Genomic DNA, 15,000 nt, shown 5'->3' with positions numbered 1-15,000 from the left:
AAGGTCATTTCGCATTACCTCTTGCATGGTCTATGTCATGTTACATAAGTTACCGCTAGGTAGCCGTACGGTGCTGGGCAACCCCGGAAAGGCGCACGACATGTCAGAAGGTCCCCGCAAGAGCGACACGCGTAAGCGGATGGTGCTCAGCACGGCCGCGCTGCTGCGTGAGTACGGGGCCGGAGCCACGAGCATCGACCGGGTGCTCGCGCACAGCGGGGCCCCTCGCGGCTCGGTGTACCACCACTTCCCGGGCGGTCGGGCGCAGTTGATCGACGAGGCGGTGCTGTTCGCCGGTGACTTCATCGCCGGTCTGATCGAGGACGCCATGCGGGCCGACGACCCTCTGGAGGCGATCGACGCGTTCTTCGCGCTGTGGCGCGAGAGGCTGGTCGACAGTGACTTCCGGGCCGGCTGCCCCATCGTGGCGGTGGCCGTCGAGACCAACGACGACGCCCCGCAGCCGGCCCGCTCCGCCGCGGCGGTCTTCGCCCGCTGGCAGCAGGCGCTCGCCGCGCTGTTTGTCCGGCATGGACTGCGCGAGGAGCGGGGCAAGCGTCTGGCCGCCTTCATCATCGCCGCGGTCGAGGGCGCGATGATCATGTGCCGGGCCGAGCGGAGCACCGCCCCGCTGGAAGCCGCCGCCGAAGAGATCCATGACCTGCTGCTCCACGCCCTGCGCGACCGGCCCGACACCGGTCACCGGCCACGGCCGTGACCACCCTTCACCCCACCCACTCCACCAAAGGGAGCCGCTGTGCCCACACTCGACCGCCAGGACGACGTCTTCATCCTCGACCTCGGAGACGGCGAGAACCGTTTCCACCCCGACTGGCTCACCTCCGTGAACTCCGCGCTGGACGAGGTGGAGAAGGCGGAGGGGCCGCGTTCCCTGGTGACCGTGGCCACGGGCAAGTTCTACTCCAACGGCCTTGACCTGGACTGGCTGTTCGCCCACGCCGACCAGTACCAGGAGTACGTCATTTCCGTGCACGAGCTCCTCGCACGGATGCTGTCCCTGCCCATTGTCACCGTGGCCGCCCTGCAGGGGCACACCTTCGCGGCCGGCGCGATGTTCTCCCTCGCCCACGACTTCCGCGTGATGCGCGCCGACCGAGGCTACTGGTGCCTGCCCGAAGTCGACATCAACATCCCCTTCACCCCCGGTATGTCGGCGCTCATCCAGGCCCGGCTGACCCCGCAGACCGCGCACGAGGCCATGACCACCGCGCGCCGCTACGGAGGCCGGGCAGCGCTAGAGGCTGCCGTTGTGGAACGCGCCGTGGACGAGGACGCGGTGCGCGAGACCGCCCTGGAGATCGCCCGGCTCCAGGTGGCCAAGGCCGGTCCCACGCTCGGCACCATCAAGGCCCGCATGTACGCCCCTGCCCTGGATGCCCTGCGGGACAAGGACATCCCAGTCAGCTGATTCCCCCAGCATGCCCGGGCACCTCGCGCCGCGGGCCCGGTTCCCGCACTGCCACTGGCTCTCGATGAGGAGGAAGAGCAGTACCCGGGCCGACCGCTACTTCCTCGGGATCGGCTGCTCGAACCAGACGACCTTGCCCGTGCTCAGCCGCGTGGCCCCCCAGCGCAGCGCGAGTTGGTTGACCAGGAACAGACCGCGGCCGCCCTCGTCACCTGGTTCGGCGTGCCGCATCCGGGGCACCTGGGGCGAGTCGTCGGTCACCTCGCAGCGCAGTACGTCGGTGCGCAGCAGCCTCAGCGCGATGGGCCGCGAGGCGAACCGTACGGCGTTCGTCACGACCTCGCTGACCATCAGTTCGGTGGCATCGAGCAGGGATTCCAGGCCCCAGCGGCGCAGTGCCCTGCGGGTCAGCCGGCGTGCCTGGCTCGCGGTCAGCGGATGAGGATCCAGATACCAGTACCCGACGCTGTCCGGGGGGAAGCCCTCGAACCGGGCGGTGAGCAGCGCGATGTCGTCGTCCCGGGCGCCCGGGCCCAAGGTGCCCAGCACTTGGTCGCACAGGCCTTCCAGCGAGGGGGCCCCGAGCCCGTGCGCGCTGGTCTGCAGTCGGGTGCGCAGCGCCTCGACGCCGGTTCCCACGTCCGTGACACGGGACTCGACCAGACCGTCGGTGTACAGCAACAGCGTCGCTCCGCTGGGCGCGGGCATCTCCACGGATTCGAAGACGATGCCGCCGACACCTATCGGGGCGCCCGGCGGGACGGCGAGTACCTCCGCCCGGCCGTCCGGGTGGAGCAGCAGCGCGGGCGGGTGGCCGGCGTTCGCCATGAGCAGCCGGTGCGATATCGGGTCGTAGATCGCGTAGAGACAGGTCGCGATGTGGTCGCTGCCAAGCCGCTGGGCCTGCTCGTCGAGGTGGTGCAGGACCTCGTCCGGAGGCAGGTCGAGGCCGGCGAGGGTCTGCACGATGGTGCGCAGCTGGCCCATGATCGCGGCGGAGGTCATGGAATGCCCCATGACATCGCCGACGACCAGCGCGACGCGGTTGCCGGGGAGCGGGATGGCGTCGTACCAGTCTCCGCCGACCTGCGCGGTCTGCGAGGCGGGCAGATAGCGGCTGGCCAGCCGGACGCCGGTGGGCTCGGGCAGCGACGACGGGAGCATGGTGCGCTGCAGCGTGTCCGCGACGGAGACCTCGTGCCTGTACATCACGGCCTTCTGGACGCCGAGAGCGGCGTGTGTCGCGAGCTGTGAGGCCACGAGCAGGTCGTCGCTCGTGAAGGCGGACCGGTCGAAGCGGCGCAGGAGAACGACGGTGCCCATGACGTGATGGCGGCCGTGCAACGGGGCGATGATCGATCTGCGGCCCGGCGGGAGTGTCTCGGGCACACCTCCCATGGGGCCGAGCAGCTCGGCCAGCGCGGTCGCGATCTCCGGCGCGTCGCCGAACGCCGGCCGCCCGGCCAGCAGCTCCGGGAGCCGGCCGGTGACCGTCATATGCATGCGCTCGGCCACATGCGGGTGCAGGGGAAGGCCCATCAAGGGAGGCGTCGTGGCTTCGGCCTTCGGCACCTCGAGCGTCTGGTCGATGCTGTGCAGCTGGAGGACGACGGGCGCGGCCGACTTCTCCTCGCCGACCGGCAACGGATCCTGCAGATGGATGAAGATCGCGTCCGCGAACGCCGGGACAGCCGCCCCGCGCAGTTCCCGCAGCGTCTCGTCCAGGTCCATTCCGCGGGCGATCCGCCGAGTCGCCACGTCGAGATACCGAAGCCGGTCGGTCTGCGGCCCGGGACTGTCCGCCGCCCCGTCCTGGGCGTCGGTGTCGTCGGCACGGCGGCCGAGGGGACCGGCCGACCGGGGCGTACGGGTGTCCCACGCGCCCATGGGCAGGGCGGCGGCATCGGCGGTCAGCGGGCCGCCGCCCCGCCGGGTGGCCTCGGCGGGGCTTTCCTGAGGGGTGTGGTGCTTCGTCACGCGTCTCGTCCCGTCCAGTGGGTGGCGCGGTCCGCGGTGACGGACCGCACGTCCTCAGTCCAGCCGTCTGCAGCAGAGGAAGACCTGTTCCTCGGGCGGGACGTCGGCGACCGCCGGGGCATAGGTGTACGAGGACTCCTCGGCGATCTCGAAGCCCGCCGTCTCGATGACCTTGCGCAGGTCCTCCAGCAGATAACCGGAGACCCGGATGGTGCGTCCGAGGAACGGGATCGAGAAGTCGTCCACATCGGCCTCCACCATCGACAGGACGAACAGACCTCCGGGGACAAGCAGATGGCGAACGGTCAGCAGCGCGAGCGGAATCTCCGCGCGTGGCAGCATGAGAAGGGAGAAGAAGGCCGCGACGGCGTCGAAGCGGCCCAGGTCGCGCGGGCCGCCCGGGCGCAGGTCGGCGAGGTCCAGTTGGTGAAACGTCGCACCGGGGACGTACTCCCGGGCGAGCTTCACCATTCCGCCGGACAGGTCGACACCCACCACCTCGAAGCCCGCGTCCGCCAGCTGGCGGGCGGTCGGCACGCCGGTGCCGCAGCCGAGGTCCAGCACGCGGGCGCCCGCCGCCAGGGATCCGATCAGCCAATCGGCGGCGGCCACCTGGCCTTCCTTGTGCGGGAAGGCCTCGTCGTAGCGGTCGCCGATGACATCGAATGCCTCGGCCTGGCCACTGCGGTCGAGTCGTATGTTCTCGTAGTCAGTCCCGTGATTCTTGTTGATCACGAAAGTAACCTTTCGTCGGGCATATCGGATTATTCCACTCGGCGGGATTTCCGGCCGGGGATGCGCGAGATTTCCGGGTGAAGCTGTCGATCCATGTGCGTCCTGTTCGACGCATGGGTGAGAGCGGGAAACGACGAACCCGAGGAGCACGGTCATGCCCAAGCTGCGCGTACACAACCTCACGGTCTCACTGGACGGTTTCGCCGCCGGTCCCGATCAGCGTCTGGAACACCCCCTCGGCGAGGGGTTCGAGGGGATGCATGAATGGATGTTCGCCGCGATGCGGGACCGCGCCGACGGCAAGGCGGGGATCGATGTCGAGTACGTGGAACGGAGTGACGACAATATCGGCGCCACCATCATGGGGCGCAACATGTTCGGGCCCCAGCGCGGACCCTGGCAGGACGATTCGTGGAGGGGGTGGTGGGACGACAACCCGCCCTACCACAACGACGTGTTCGTGCACACGCACCACCTGCGGCCGTCGCTGGCCATGGAGGGCGGGACCACCTTCCACTTCACCGACGAGCCCCTCGAGACGGTGCTCGCGCGAGCGTTCGAGGCGGCGGCGGGCAAGGACGTGCGGATCGGCGGGGGACCGGCCACCGTCCAGCAGTATCTGCGCGCCGGGCTGATCGACGAGCTGCACCTGGCCATCGTCCCGAAACTCCTCGGCAGGGGTGAGCGCCTTTTCGACAACCTGGGGGACGGGATCGACGGCTACCGGGTCGCCGAGCTGGTCGGCTCCTCGGCCGCCGCTCATGCCGTACTGGTGCGTCGCTGATCGGTTCCGCGTGCGGCGCTCAGGCGAGTCAGCTCTCTGGGGCGGCGGGTGCGCCCGACCCGGGCGCACCCGCGCGCAAGCCGTCCATCACCAGGTCCAGGAGGCGTCCGGCGCGCGACTGCCAGTCCCCGTGCGGGTCGATCTGCCAGAGCCCGGCGATGGCGAGCACGAAGTCGTCGGGGGTCACGCCGGGGCGGATCGTGCCCGCCTCCTCGTTGGCCTTCAGCAGGAGCGCGACGGCCGACGACACCGATCCGTGGCCGAGTCTCGTGAGCGTGCCCCGCGGCGTCTCGCGCCCCGTGCTGGTGGCCGTGCGCAGCGCGTCGGCCAGGCCCGCCTTGGCCATGGCGTACTGCGCGAGGCGGTCCATCCACTCCCGCAGGGCCTGCTCCGGTGTGCGGGTCTGAAGCAACTGGGCCGCGGTATCGGCGACCTGCTGCACCTCGTAGCGGTAGACCTCCAGGACGAGTGCCTCGCGGTTGGGGAAGTTGCGGTAGAACGTCCCCTGTCCGACGCCCGCCTTCTTCGCGATCCCGCTCAGCGGGGTGTCCGCCGAGCGGGTCAGCTCCGCGTGGGCCACTTCCAGGATGCGCTCGCGATTGCGCTGCGCGTCCGAGCGCAGGGGAGCGTCCGAGCGCGGAGGGGCGTCCGAGCGCAGAGAGGCGTCCGGACGCGGGGGCGCGTCGGAGCGCGCGGGCGCGCCTTCCTCCGAGTCCACTCGTCCTCCTTTCGGGCCGCCCTTGCTAACCGGACAGCTGTCCGTTAGGTTCAATGGATAGCGGACAGTTGTCCGCTTCAAGCTCACTCTAGTGGCTGAGCCGCTCCGTGCGCATGGCCGGAACCGATCGCCGACCGGCATCCTCGCGCACCTGGCAGCTTCCCAGCCGGCACCCGGCAGGCTTCCGAGCCGCCACGGACCCCCCTTCGACTTCGACGCGCACCACACACGCGAAAGAAGGCTGACCATGGCCCCATCGACGTCCAGCGCCATCACCTTGAACATCAACGGCGAGAAGTACACGCTGCCCGTCGACCACCGCACCACCTTGCTCGACGCGTTGCGCGAGCAGCTGGATCTCACCGGCACCAAGAAGGGCTGTGACCAGGGACAATGCGGCGCTTGCACGGTGCTGATCGACGGCCGCCGTGCGGTGTCCTGTCTGCAGCTCGCGGTCGCCGCCGAGGGGCGCGTGATCACGACGATCGAAGGTGTGGCGGACGGTGAGCGACTGCATCCGGTGCAGCAGGCCTTCCTCGATCTCGACGGCTACCAGTGCGGCTATTGCACACCGGGGCAGATCTGTTCCGCCCTCGCGGTGATCGAGGAGCACGCCGCGGGCTGGCCGAGCGCCGTCACCGACGATGTCCGGCCCGAAGCGGGGCCGCCGGCGCTCACCCCCGAGGAGATCCGGGAGCGGATGAGCGGCAACCTGTGCCGCTGCGGCGCGTATGTGTCGATCGTCCAGGCGGTGGCGCGGGCGGCGCAGGCCCAGGTGGCCGAGGCCAAGGAGGCTGTTGCATGAGAGAGTTCGGCTATGAGCGCGTCCTCGACGTCTCCGGTGCGCTCGCCCTGCTCGGCGAGGATCCCGACGCGCGCTTCCTCGGCGGCGGCACCAATCTCGTCGACCTGATGAAAGCCGGCGTGGAACGGCCCACGCGACTCATCGACGTACGCGAACTACCCCTGGACCGGATCGAGCTCACATCGGGGGGCAGTCTGCGCATCGGCGCGACCGTCACCAACAGCGATCTCGCCGCCCACCCCGAAGTACGCCTCCGCTACCCGGCGTTGGCGCAGGCCGTCCTCGCCGGGGCCTCGGGCCAGCTGCGCAACATGGCTACCGTCGGCGGGAACCTGCTCCAGCGCACCCGCTGCGGTTACTTCACCGACCTGGCCAAGCCGTGCAACAAGCGTGCCCCCGGCAGCGGTTGCCCCGCCATCGAGGGCGAGCACCACAACCACGCGATCCTCGGCGCCTCCGCGCACTGTGTGGCCACCCACCCCTCGGACATGGCGGTCGCGCTGACCGCCTTCGACGCCGTGGTCTCGTACGAAACGGCTGACGGGCCGGGGGAGTTGCCGCTCGGGCAGTTCTATCGGCCCGTCGCGGACACCCCGCACCGGGAGACGGCGCTGCCGCCCGGGGCGCTGATCACCGCCGTCACCCTGCCCCCCGCTCCGGTGGCCGCGCTCTCGCGGTACCGGAAGGTGCGCGAGCGTGCCTCGTACGCGTTTGCGATCGGGTCCATTGCCGCGGCGCTCGACGTCCAGGACGACGTCGTACGCGAGGTGCGCCTCGCCTTCGGGGCCGTGGCGTCCCGGCCGTGGCGGGCCAGGGAGGCCGAGCTGGCGCTGACCGGCGGCCCGGCGAGCGCGGAGGCGTTCGCCGCCGCCGCGGACGCCGAGCTGGCGGCCGCCACACCCCTGCCCCACAACGGATACAAGGTGACCTTGATGCGCAACCTCGTGGTGGCCGTGCTGACCGAACTCGCCGAGGAGGCCGCCCGATGACCACGACCACCACAACGGCCGCCGTGACCGGGGCCGTCGGCGCGGCGCACACCCGCGTGGAGGGCCGCGCCAAGGTCACCGGAGCGGCTCGCTACGCCGGCGAGGTCCCCTACCCCGAACTCGCCCACGGATGGCTGGTGTTGTCCACCGTCGCGCGCGGCCGCATCCGCTCGGTGCGCGACGCCCCCGTCCTCGGCATGCCAGGCGTCCTCACCGTCCTGCACCGGGGGAACGCCCCGCGGCTCGAGGCGGACTACATGAACCCGTTCGGGCAGCCCGATCCGGTTCTTCAGCTCTTCCAGCACGACCGGGTGCCGTACGTCGGCTGGCCGGTGGCGCTGGTCGTGGCGGAGACGCCCGAGCAGGCCCGGGAGGCGGCCGAGGCGCTCACGGTCGAATACGACGCGGAGCCGCACGACGTGGCGTTCTTCGCGGGCCGCCCCGGAATGTACACACCGGAGGGTTCCGCGGCGGGCAAGGGCGACCTGGAGAACCAACTCGCCTCGTCCGCCGTCGTCGTGGACGCGCGGTACACGACACCGGAAGAGCACCACAGTCCGATGGAGCCGCACGCGGCGACCGCGCGCTGGGACGGCGGCCGGCTCGAAGTCGTCGACTCCAACCAGGGCAGCAGGTTCGTGGCGGACGAGCTCGCGATGCTGTTCTCTCTCGACCCGGAATCGGTGCGCGTGCGCTCCGAACACATCGGCGGCGCCTTCGGATCCAAGGGAACCCGCCCGCACGCCGTGCTCGCCGCGATGGCGGCCACCGTCCTGCATCGCCCGGTCAGGGTCGTACTGACCCGCCGTCAGATGTTCTCGCTGACCGGCTACCGAAGCCCCACGGCGCAGCGTGTCAGGCTCGGGGCCGACCCGGACGGTCGGCTGCGCGCGCTCGACCACCAGGCGGAGTGCCTGACCTCGACCACCTATGAGTTCATCGAGCGCAGCGCCGATTTCGGGCGTCCGGTGTACGACGCCGACGCGCACCACACCGTCAACCGGGTCGTGGCGCTCGACGTGCCGACACCGACCTGGATGCGCGCGCCGGGTGAGGCGCCGGGCTCGTTCGCCCTGGAGTCGGCGCTCGACGAACTCGCCGAGAAGTGCGGCATCGACCCGATCGAGCTGCGGCTGCGCAACGAACCGGCCGTGGGTCCCCTGTCCGGACTGCCGTTCAGCAGCCGCAATCTCGCGGCCTGCTTCGAGGAGGGCGCCCGCCGGTTCGGCTGGGCTGAGCGCGATCCGCGTCCCGGCGTCCGCCGTGAAGGGCACTGGCTGCTCGGCACCGGAGTGGCCGCGTCCGCGTTCCCCACGCTCTCTGCCCCCTCCACGGCGGCCGTGACGGCCGAGGCGGACGGCGCCTTCACCGTACGGGTCACCGCGAGCGACGTCGGGACCGGTGCGCGGACGGCGCTGACCCAGGTCGCGGCCGACGCGCTCGGGGTGGAACCCGGGCGCATCCGGATGCGGATCGCGGACAGCGACTTCGGGTCGGCGATCATCGCCGGCGGCTCGATGGGCACCCGCTCCTGGGCCTGGGCGATCATCGCCGCGGCGAAGGAACTGCGGGAGCGGCTGGTCCCGGGCGGCGCCATTCCGCCCGAGGGCATCACCGCGCGGTCGAACACCGCCGCGGCCGTCGGCGCGCTGACGAGCAAGGAACGGCACACCTTCGGGGCGCAGTTCGCGGAGGTCGCCGTGGACGTGAGCACCGGTGAGGTGCGGGTGCGGCGCATGCTCGGGATCTTCGCGGCGGGCCGGATCGTCAACCCGCTGACCGCGCGTGGCCAGTTCATCGGGGGGATGACCTGGGGCCTTTCCATGGCCCTGCACGAGGAGGCCACCAGGGACCAGGCCTCCGGCGGACACGTCGGCGCCGACCTCGCGGGCTACCACTTCGCCGCGCACGCCGACGTACCGGCCATCGAGGCGGACTGGGTGGACGACCCGGACCCGGACGACCCGGTCGGGATCAAGGGGATCGGCGAGATCGGGATCGTGGGAGCCGCGGCGGCCATCGCCAACGCGGTCTGGCACGCGACCGGCGTACGCCACCGTGACCTGCCGATCCGGCCGGACCGTGTCCTGTCGGCGGCGGAGGGAGCCGGGGGTGCTTGACATCGCCGACGAGCTGAACCGGTGGGCCGAGGAGGGCCGGGACTTCGCCGTCGCCACCGTCGTCGCGGTCGGCGGCAGCGCGCCGCGCGGACTGGGCGCGGCCCTCGCCGTCGACAGCGACGGCACGGCCATCGGCTCGGTCTCGGGCGGCTGCGTCGAAGGCGCGGTGTACGACCTGTGCGTCCAGGCGCTCCAGGACGGCCGGACGCTGCGGGAACGGTTCGGCTACAGCGACGAGGACGCCTTCGCGGTGGGCCTGACCTGCGGCGGGGTCATAGAGGTACTGGTCACGCCGATACGCGCCCACGCGCCCGTGGTCACGGCTTGGCTGTCGGCCGCCGCCCGGGGAGAGGCGGTGGCCCTCGCCCGGGTGGCCCGCGGCCCGGTGGAACTGCTGGGCGGGGCCTTGCTCGTCCGCGCCGACGGATCGCATGAAGGGAGTCTCCCGGGACATCCGCGGCTGGACCGGACGGCGGTGGCGGAGGCCCGCGCGATGCTGGACGCGGGGCGCACCGGCGGCGTCGAGATCTCCGAAGACGGCTCGCGCTGCCCGGGCGGGGTGACCCTCATCGTCGAGTCGAGTGTGCCGCCGCCCCGGTTGATCGTCTTCGGCGCCGTCGACTTCGCGTCGGCGCTCGTCCGGGTCGGGAAGTTCCTCGGCCACCATGTGACGGTGTGTGACGCCCGGCCCGTCTTCGCCACGCGGGCCCGCTTCCCCGAGGCCGACGACATCGTGGTCGACTGGCCGCACCGCTACCTCCGGCGCACCGATACCGACCACCGCACCGTTCTGTGCGTGCTCACCCACGACGCCAAGTTCGACGTGCCGCTGCTGGAGGAGGCCCTGCGTCTGCCGGTCGCGTTCGTCGGCGCGATGGGCTCCCGCCGCACCCACGAGGACCGCGACCGCCGACTCCGCGAGGCCGGCCTCACCGACCGGGAACTGGCCCGTCTGCACTCGCCGATCGGCCTCGACCTCGGCGCCCGAACGCCCGAGGAGACCGCCCTGGCCATCGCCGCCGAGATCGTCGCGGCCCGGCGGGGCGGGACGGGCGTTCCGCTGACCGGCTCACGGACGCCGATCCACCACGACGCGGACGAGCGGCCGCCAGTCGGCGCGACCGAGGCCGCATGAGGCGGAAATGGGCGAGGGGACCGATGACCGCGACCGGGTGACGGATTCTCCGGCCGCGGTCATTTGACTCATGCCGCGGGACGCCGCATCCCTCAGGCTGGAGGTACGCACTCGCGGCAGGAGGTCGAGATGAGCACGATGCACGCGGTACGTGGTCACCGTCGCGGCGGGCCCGAGCAGCTGACGTACGAGAGCGCGCCGCGTCCCGTGGCCGGCGCGGGGGAGGTGCTGGTCACGGTGCGGTCGGCGTCGATCACCTCGGGCGAGCTGGGCTGGGACGCCACCTGGACCGACCGCTTCGACGGCAGCGGCAGCCCCCGCACGCCGGTCATCCCGTCCAAGGAGGTGTCCGGGGTCGTCGCGAGGCTGGGCACCGGGGTCACCGAGTGGGCTCCGGGCGACGAGGTGTACGGGCTGATCCCGTTCACCCGGGACGGGGCCGCGGCCGAGTTCACCGCCGTCCCCGCCGCCGTGCTGGCCGCCAAGCCGCTTCAGCTCGACCACGACCGGGCCGCGGCCCTGCCGCTCGCCGGACTGACGGCCTGGCAGGGCCTGGTCCGCCACGGTGGACTGCACCCCGGTTCCCGGGTTCTGGTGCACGGCGGCGCGGGTGGCGTCGGGTCCGTCGCCGTGCAGGTGGCGGTCGCGCTGGGAGCCTCCGTCACCGCGACGGCCGCCGCCGGGGCCGCGGACTTCGTACGCGAGCTGGGCGCCGACCAGGTCGTCGACTACCGCGCCGAACGCTTCGAGGAGCACGTCAAGGACGTGGACCTGGTCCTCGACACGGTTGGCGGCGACACCCAGGACCGCTCCTGGCAGGTACTGCGTCCGGGCGGCGTGCTGGTGAGCATCGTCGCTCCGCCGGATCCCTCCAAGCAGGGCGGAGTGTTCTTCGTCGTCGAGCCCGACCGGGCCGGCCTCGAGGAGCTGGCCCGACTGGTCGCCGAGGGCAAGCTGAACCCGCGGGTCGACCGTGTCGTGCCGCTGGCGGAGGCCCCCGGGGCGTACGCGGCGCTGGAGGAGGGACACCGGCTGGGCAAGATCGTGCTGCGGGTGTCGTGACGGGAGGTCCGGCATACGGGGCGGCGCGGCACCGAGCCCCCTCGGCACTGCGCCCAGCTCCTCACCAGGTGTCGATGAAAGCGCGCCCGCGTTCCCCGGACCCGCCCTCGTGACCGTCCAGCGCCGCCAGAATCCACCCCCGCGACTCCGCCGGATCGATCACCGCGTCGATCTCCAGTGCCGCCGCCGCGTTGACCGCCTTCCCGTGCTCATACAGCTCGGCCACGCGCGCCTCAAAGGCGCGTTCGCGCTCCTCGGGGTCGGCGATCGCGGCAAGTTCCTTGCGGTAGCCGAGGCGGACCGCGCCCTCCAGGCCCATGCCGCCGAACTCGCCGCTGGGCCAGGCGGCGGTGGCCAGGGGAGCGCGGGTGGAGCCGCCCATCATGGCCATGGCGCCGAGGCCGTACGCCTTGCGCAGGACGAGGCTGACGAGGGGAACGCGGAGGTTCGCGCCGGTCACGAAGAGGCGGGCGAAGTGCCGTACGGTGGCGGTGCGTTCGGCATCGGGGCCCACCATGAAGCCCGGTGTGTCGCAGAGGGTGACGACCGGGAGTCCGAAGGCGTCGCACAGTTGCAGGAAGCGGGCCGTCTTGTCCGCCGCGTCGCGGTCGATGGCGCCGCCCAGGTGGCCGGGATTGCTGGCGACGAGCCCGAGCGGGCGCCCCTCGACGCGGATGAGGCAGGTCAACACCCCGCTACCGAAGGACTGTCGGAGCTCGAGTACCGAACCGCTGTCCGCGAGGGTCTCGACGGCCACCCGCATGTCGTATGCGCGGCGTCGGTTCTCCGGGACGACATGCCGCAGCAGCCGCTGGTCCGGAGCCTCCCAACTGGCGTGAGTGCCTTGGAAGTACGCCAGGTACTGGCGCGCCACCCGCACGGCCTCCGCCTCGTTCGGCACCGCCAAGTCCACCACCCCGTTGGGGACTTGGACCGCCGGCGGACCGATCTCCTCGGGACGGTACACGCCCAGGCCGCCGCCCTCGATCATCGCGGGACCGCCCATGCCGATCGAGGCGTCCGGCGTCGCGATGACGACGTCGCAGCAGCCGAGCAGCGCCGCGTTGCCCGCGAAGCAGCGGCCCGAGGCGATCCCGACCAGTGGCACAAGACCGCTGAGCCGTCCCATCCGCTGAAAGGTCGTCACGTCCAGGCCGGCCACCGACGTGGTGTCCGTGTCCCCGGGCCGGCCGCCGCCACCCTCCGCGAACAGGACGACCGGCAGCCGCCGTTCCTCCGCGAGGGCCAGCATCCGGTCGGTCTTGCGGTGGTTCTGCAGCCCCTGCGTACCCGCGAGCACCGTGTAGTCGTACGACATCGCCACGCACGGCGCGCCGTCCACGCGCCCGGTGCCGGTGACCATGCCGTCCGCCGGTGTCGCACGGATCAGGTCCTCCAGTGAGCGCCGCCGTCGCTGGGCGGCGATCGCCAGGGCGCCGAACTCGGTGAAGGTGCCCTCGTCGCACAGGTCCTGGATGTTCTCGCGGGCGGTGCGACGGCCGAGGGCGTGCCGTTTTCCGACAGCCTCCGGACGGTGTTCGTCCAGGCCGAAGGCGTGCCGGCGCACGGCCTCGGCCATATCGGGGCGTACGGCGTCCAGGTCAGGCGTCTCGTCGGCCGCCGCCTCGGCCCCCGCGGCGGTGGTCTCGTCCAGCGTCACCACAGGACGCCCTTCGCCGATCGTCTCGCCGACGCGCGCGTGTACGGCGCGTACGACGCCTGCGCCCGGAGCACGTACGACGTGCTCCATCTTCATGGCCTCAAGGACCAGCAACTGCTCCCCGGCTCCCACTGGGTCGCCCGGCGCGACGGCGACCGAGACGACCGTGGCGCTCATCGGTGCGGGCACCGTGCCCTCGACGCTCGCCGGCTGGTCGTCCTCGGGCAGCAGGTCGGCCAAGTGCTCCTCGACGAAACCGGTGTGCCGCCAGAAGTCCGGTCGGTCAAGTACCGCCCGCAGCAAGGAAATTCCGGTCCGCACGCCCGCGATCTCGAACTCCTCCAGCGCCCGCCGGACCCGGGCGCGAGCGGCGTCGAAGCCGTGCGGCGCATGGGCGATCACCTTGGCGAGCAACGAGTCGTAGCGGACGCCCACCTGGGCCCCGGCACGCGCCGCCGTGTCCACGCGCACACCCGGCCCAGTAGGCACGTCGTACCGCGTGAGCCGCCCGGCCGAAGGCCGAACCGTGCCGTCGCCGGTCGTGACTTCGGCGTTGACCCGCGCCTGGACCGCGAACCCCCGGGGCACCGGCGGGGGACCGGCGAGACCCAGCGACTCCAGCGTCCCGCCCGCGGCCAGCCGCAGTTGTACGGCGACCAGGTCGACGCCCGTCACCTCCTCGGTGACCGTGTGCTCCACCTGGAGCCGCGGATTGGCCTCGATGAAGTGGAACGCGTCGCTCTGTTCCTGGACGAGGAATTCGAAGGTGCCGAGACCCGTGAAGCGTGCCGCGCGGGCCATGCGCAAGGCGGCCGAGAGGAGCTTTTGCCTTGTGGCGTCGGCCAGTTCGGGAGCAGGGGCGATCTCGATCAGTTTCTGGTGGCGGCGCTGGGCGCTGCAGTCCCGCTCCCATAGGTGGGTGACAGCGCCCGTGCCGTCGCCGAGGATCTGCACCTCGATGTGCCGGGCCCCTTCCAAGAGACGCTCCACATACAACTCGCCACGGCCGAAGCCCTGTTGAGCCTCCGAGCGACAGCGCTCCCACTCCTCGGGCAGTTCCGCGGCGGAGCGCACCACTCGCATCCCGCGACCGCCGCCCCCACCGACCGCCTTGATCATCACCGGACCGCCCGCCAGGAACTCCCCTGCGTCCTCAAGGGTGGTGGCGCCGTCCGTGCCGGGCAGGACGGGCACGCCGAGCTCCACGGCCAGCGCACGCGCGCGTGCCTTGTCGCCGAACAACTCCAGGACCTCGGGGGAGGGTCCGACGAAGGTGATACCAGCCGCCTCGCAGCGCCGCGCGAAGGCGGCGTCCTCGCTCAGGAACCCGTACCCCGGGTGCAGGAACCCGCAGTCGGTCTGCTGTGCCACGGCCAGCAGCGCGTCGGCGTCCATGTAGTCCTTCAACGGCATGGCCGCATCGGCCCGTTGGGCGTGCACATCGTCGCCGTCCGTGTACACCGCGACCGTGCGCAGCCCCAGCTCGGCGGCGGCGCGCAGTACGCGTACGGCGCTCTCCCCGCGGTTGGCGACGAGTACGGCGGCAGTACCCATGAGCCCTCTTTCCTTGGCGGCCGGGGAAGTCG

Annotated in this window: 12 protein-coding genes; 8 read left to right on the top strand and 4 right to left on the bottom strand. The window is 71.6% G+C overall.

The genetic code is table 11. The features are described 5' to 3' along the window. The first annotated feature begins 100 nt into the window (after positions 1-100). Both AB0D27_RS00705 and AB0D27_RS00700 read left to right on the top strand, forming a co-directional pair. Positions 101-718, top strand: coding sequence for a TetR/AcrR family transcriptional regulator (locus AB0D27_RS00705; protein ID WP_362500759.1), 618 nt, complete (start codon positions 101-103; stop codon positions 716-718). Positions 719-757: 39 nt separating this feature from the next. Further along, entirely contained in the window at positions 758-1,429 is a 672-nt protein-coding gene (locus AB0D27_RS00700) for an enoyl-CoA hydratase-related protein (RefSeq protein WP_362500758.1), read from the top strand. Between the two features lie 96 nt (positions 1,430-1,525). Here AB0D27_RS00700 and AB0D27_RS00695 read toward each other — a convergent pair whose 3' ends face one another. Both AB0D27_RS00695 and AB0D27_RS00690 read right to left on the bottom strand, forming a co-directional pair. Further along, positions 1,526-3,160, bottom strand: coding sequence for a SpoIIE family protein phosphatase (locus AB0D27_RS00695; protein WP_362500919.1), 1,635 nt, complete (start codon positions 3,158-3,160; stop codon positions 1,526-1,528). Between the two features lie 300 nt (positions 3,161-3,460). Then, positions 3,461-4,141, bottom strand: coding sequence for a class I SAM-dependent methyltransferase (locus AB0D27_RS00690; RefSeq protein ID WP_362500757.1), 681 nt, complete (start codon positions 4,139-4,141; stop codon positions 3,461-3,463). A 154-nt stretch (positions 4,142-4,295) separates the two neighbouring features. Between AB0D27_RS00690 and AB0D27_RS00685 the strand changes: the two genes are divergently transcribed. Further along, positions 4,296-4,925, top strand: a complete 630-nt coding sequence (locus AB0D27_RS00685) for a dihydrofolate reductase family protein (protein WP_362500756.1) — start codon at positions 4,296-4,298, stop codon at positions 4,923-4,925. A 28-nt stretch (positions 4,926-4,953) separates the two neighbouring features. On the opposite strand, the gene AB0D27_RS00680 is transcribed toward AB0D27_RS00685, so the two are convergent. Continuing rightward, the gene (locus tag AB0D27_RS00680; protein WP_362500918.1) at positions 4,954-5,583 is read right to left on the bottom strand and encodes a TetR/AcrR family transcriptional regulator; all 630 of its coding nucleotides are present in this window, start codon (positions 5,581-5,583) and stop codon (positions 4,954-4,956) included. Between the two features lie 307 nt (positions 5,584-5,890). Between AB0D27_RS00680 and AB0D27_RS00675 the strand changes: the two genes are divergently transcribed. The 5 genes from AB0D27_RS00675 (at position 5,891) to AB0D27_RS00655 (ending at position 11,754) form a co-directional block, all read left to right on the top strand. Continuing rightward, complete coding sequence (locus AB0D27_RS00675; protein WP_362500755.1) at positions 5,891-6,448, top strand: 2Fe-2S iron-sulfur cluster-binding protein; 558 nt, start codon at positions 5,891-5,893, stop codon at positions 6,446-6,448. After that, complete coding sequence (locus AB0D27_RS00670; protein WP_362500754.1) at positions 6,445-7,437, top strand: xanthine dehydrogenase family protein subunit M; 993 nt, start codon at positions 6,445-6,447, stop codon at positions 7,435-7,437. The genes AB0D27_RS00675 and AB0D27_RS00670 overlap by 4 nt, the downstream gene beginning before the upstream one ends. Beyond that, positions 7,434-9,557: a xanthine dehydrogenase family protein molybdopterin-binding subunit gene (locus AB0D27_RS00665; protein WP_362500753.1), complete on the top strand. Its 2,124-nt coding sequence runs from the start codon at positions 7,434-7,436 to the stop codon at positions 9,555-9,557. Before AB0D27_RS00670 ends, AB0D27_RS00665 begins: the two co-directional genes overlap by 4 nt. Then, the gene (locus AB0D27_RS00660) at positions 9,550-10,692 is read left to right on the top strand and encodes an XdhC/CoxI family protein (protein ID WP_362500752.1); all 1,143 of its coding nucleotides are present in this window, start codon (positions 9,550-9,552) and stop codon (positions 10,690-10,692) included. Before AB0D27_RS00665 ends, AB0D27_RS00660 begins: the two co-directional genes overlap by 8 nt. Before the next feature lie 129 nt (positions 10,693-10,821). Continuing rightward, entirely contained in the window at positions 10,822-11,754 is a 933-nt protein-coding gene (locus tag AB0D27_RS00655; RefSeq protein WP_362500751.1) for an NADP-dependent oxidoreductase, read from the top strand. 61 nt (positions 11,755-11,815) lie between these two features. Here AB0D27_RS00655 and AB0D27_RS00650 read toward each other — a convergent pair whose 3' ends face one another. Further along, positions 11,816-14,968 carry a carboxyl transferase domain-containing protein gene (locus AB0D27_RS00650; protein ID WP_362500750.1) on the bottom strand — a complete coding sequence of 1,051 codons (3,153 nt, stop codon included), beginning with the start codon at positions 14,966-14,968 and terminating at the stop codon, positions 11,816-11,818. Positions 14,969-15,000 lie beyond the last annotated feature (32 nt).

The sequence above is a fragment of the Streptomyces sp. NPDC048415 genome, assembly GCF_040651675.1.
GTDB lineage: Bacteria > Actinomycetota > Actinomycetes > Streptomycetales > Streptomycetaceae > Streptomyces.
Note: the sequence above shows the minus strand (reverse complement) of the source record. Positions and strands in the feature narration are given on the sequence as shown.

Coding starts and splice junctions, on each gene's coding strand:
- AB0D27_RS00705 (WP_362500759.1), top strand. CDS start 101: ATGTCAGAAGGTCCCCGCAAGAGCGACACGCGTAAGCGGATGGTGCTC.
- AB0D27_RS00695 (WP_362500919.1), bottom strand. CDS start 3,160: ATGGACCTGGACGAGACGCTGCGGGAACTGCGCGGGGCGGCTGTCCCG.
- AB0D27_RS00685 (WP_362500756.1), top strand. CDS start 4,296: ATGCCCAAGCTGCGCGTACACAACCTCACGGTCTCACTGGACGGTTTC.
- AB0D27_RS00675 (WP_362500755.1), top strand. CDS start 5,891: ATGGCCCCATCGACGTCCAGCGCCATCACCTTGAACATCAACGGCGAG.
- AB0D27_RS00670 (WP_362500754.1), top strand. CDS start 6,445: ATGAGAGAGTTCGGCTATGAGCGCGTCCTCGACGTCTCCGGTGCGCTC.
- AB0D27_RS00665 (WP_362500753.1), top strand. CDS start 7,434: ATGACCACGACCACCACAACGGCCGCCGTGACCGGGGCCGTCGGCGCG.
- AB0D27_RS00655 (WP_362500751.1), top strand. CDS start 10,822: ATGAGCACGATGCACGCGGTACGTGGTCACCGTCGCGGCGGGCCCGAG.
- AB0D27_RS00650 (WP_362500750.1), bottom strand. CDS start 14,968: ATGGGTACTGCCGCCGTACTCGTCGCCAACCGCGGGGAGAGCGCCGTA.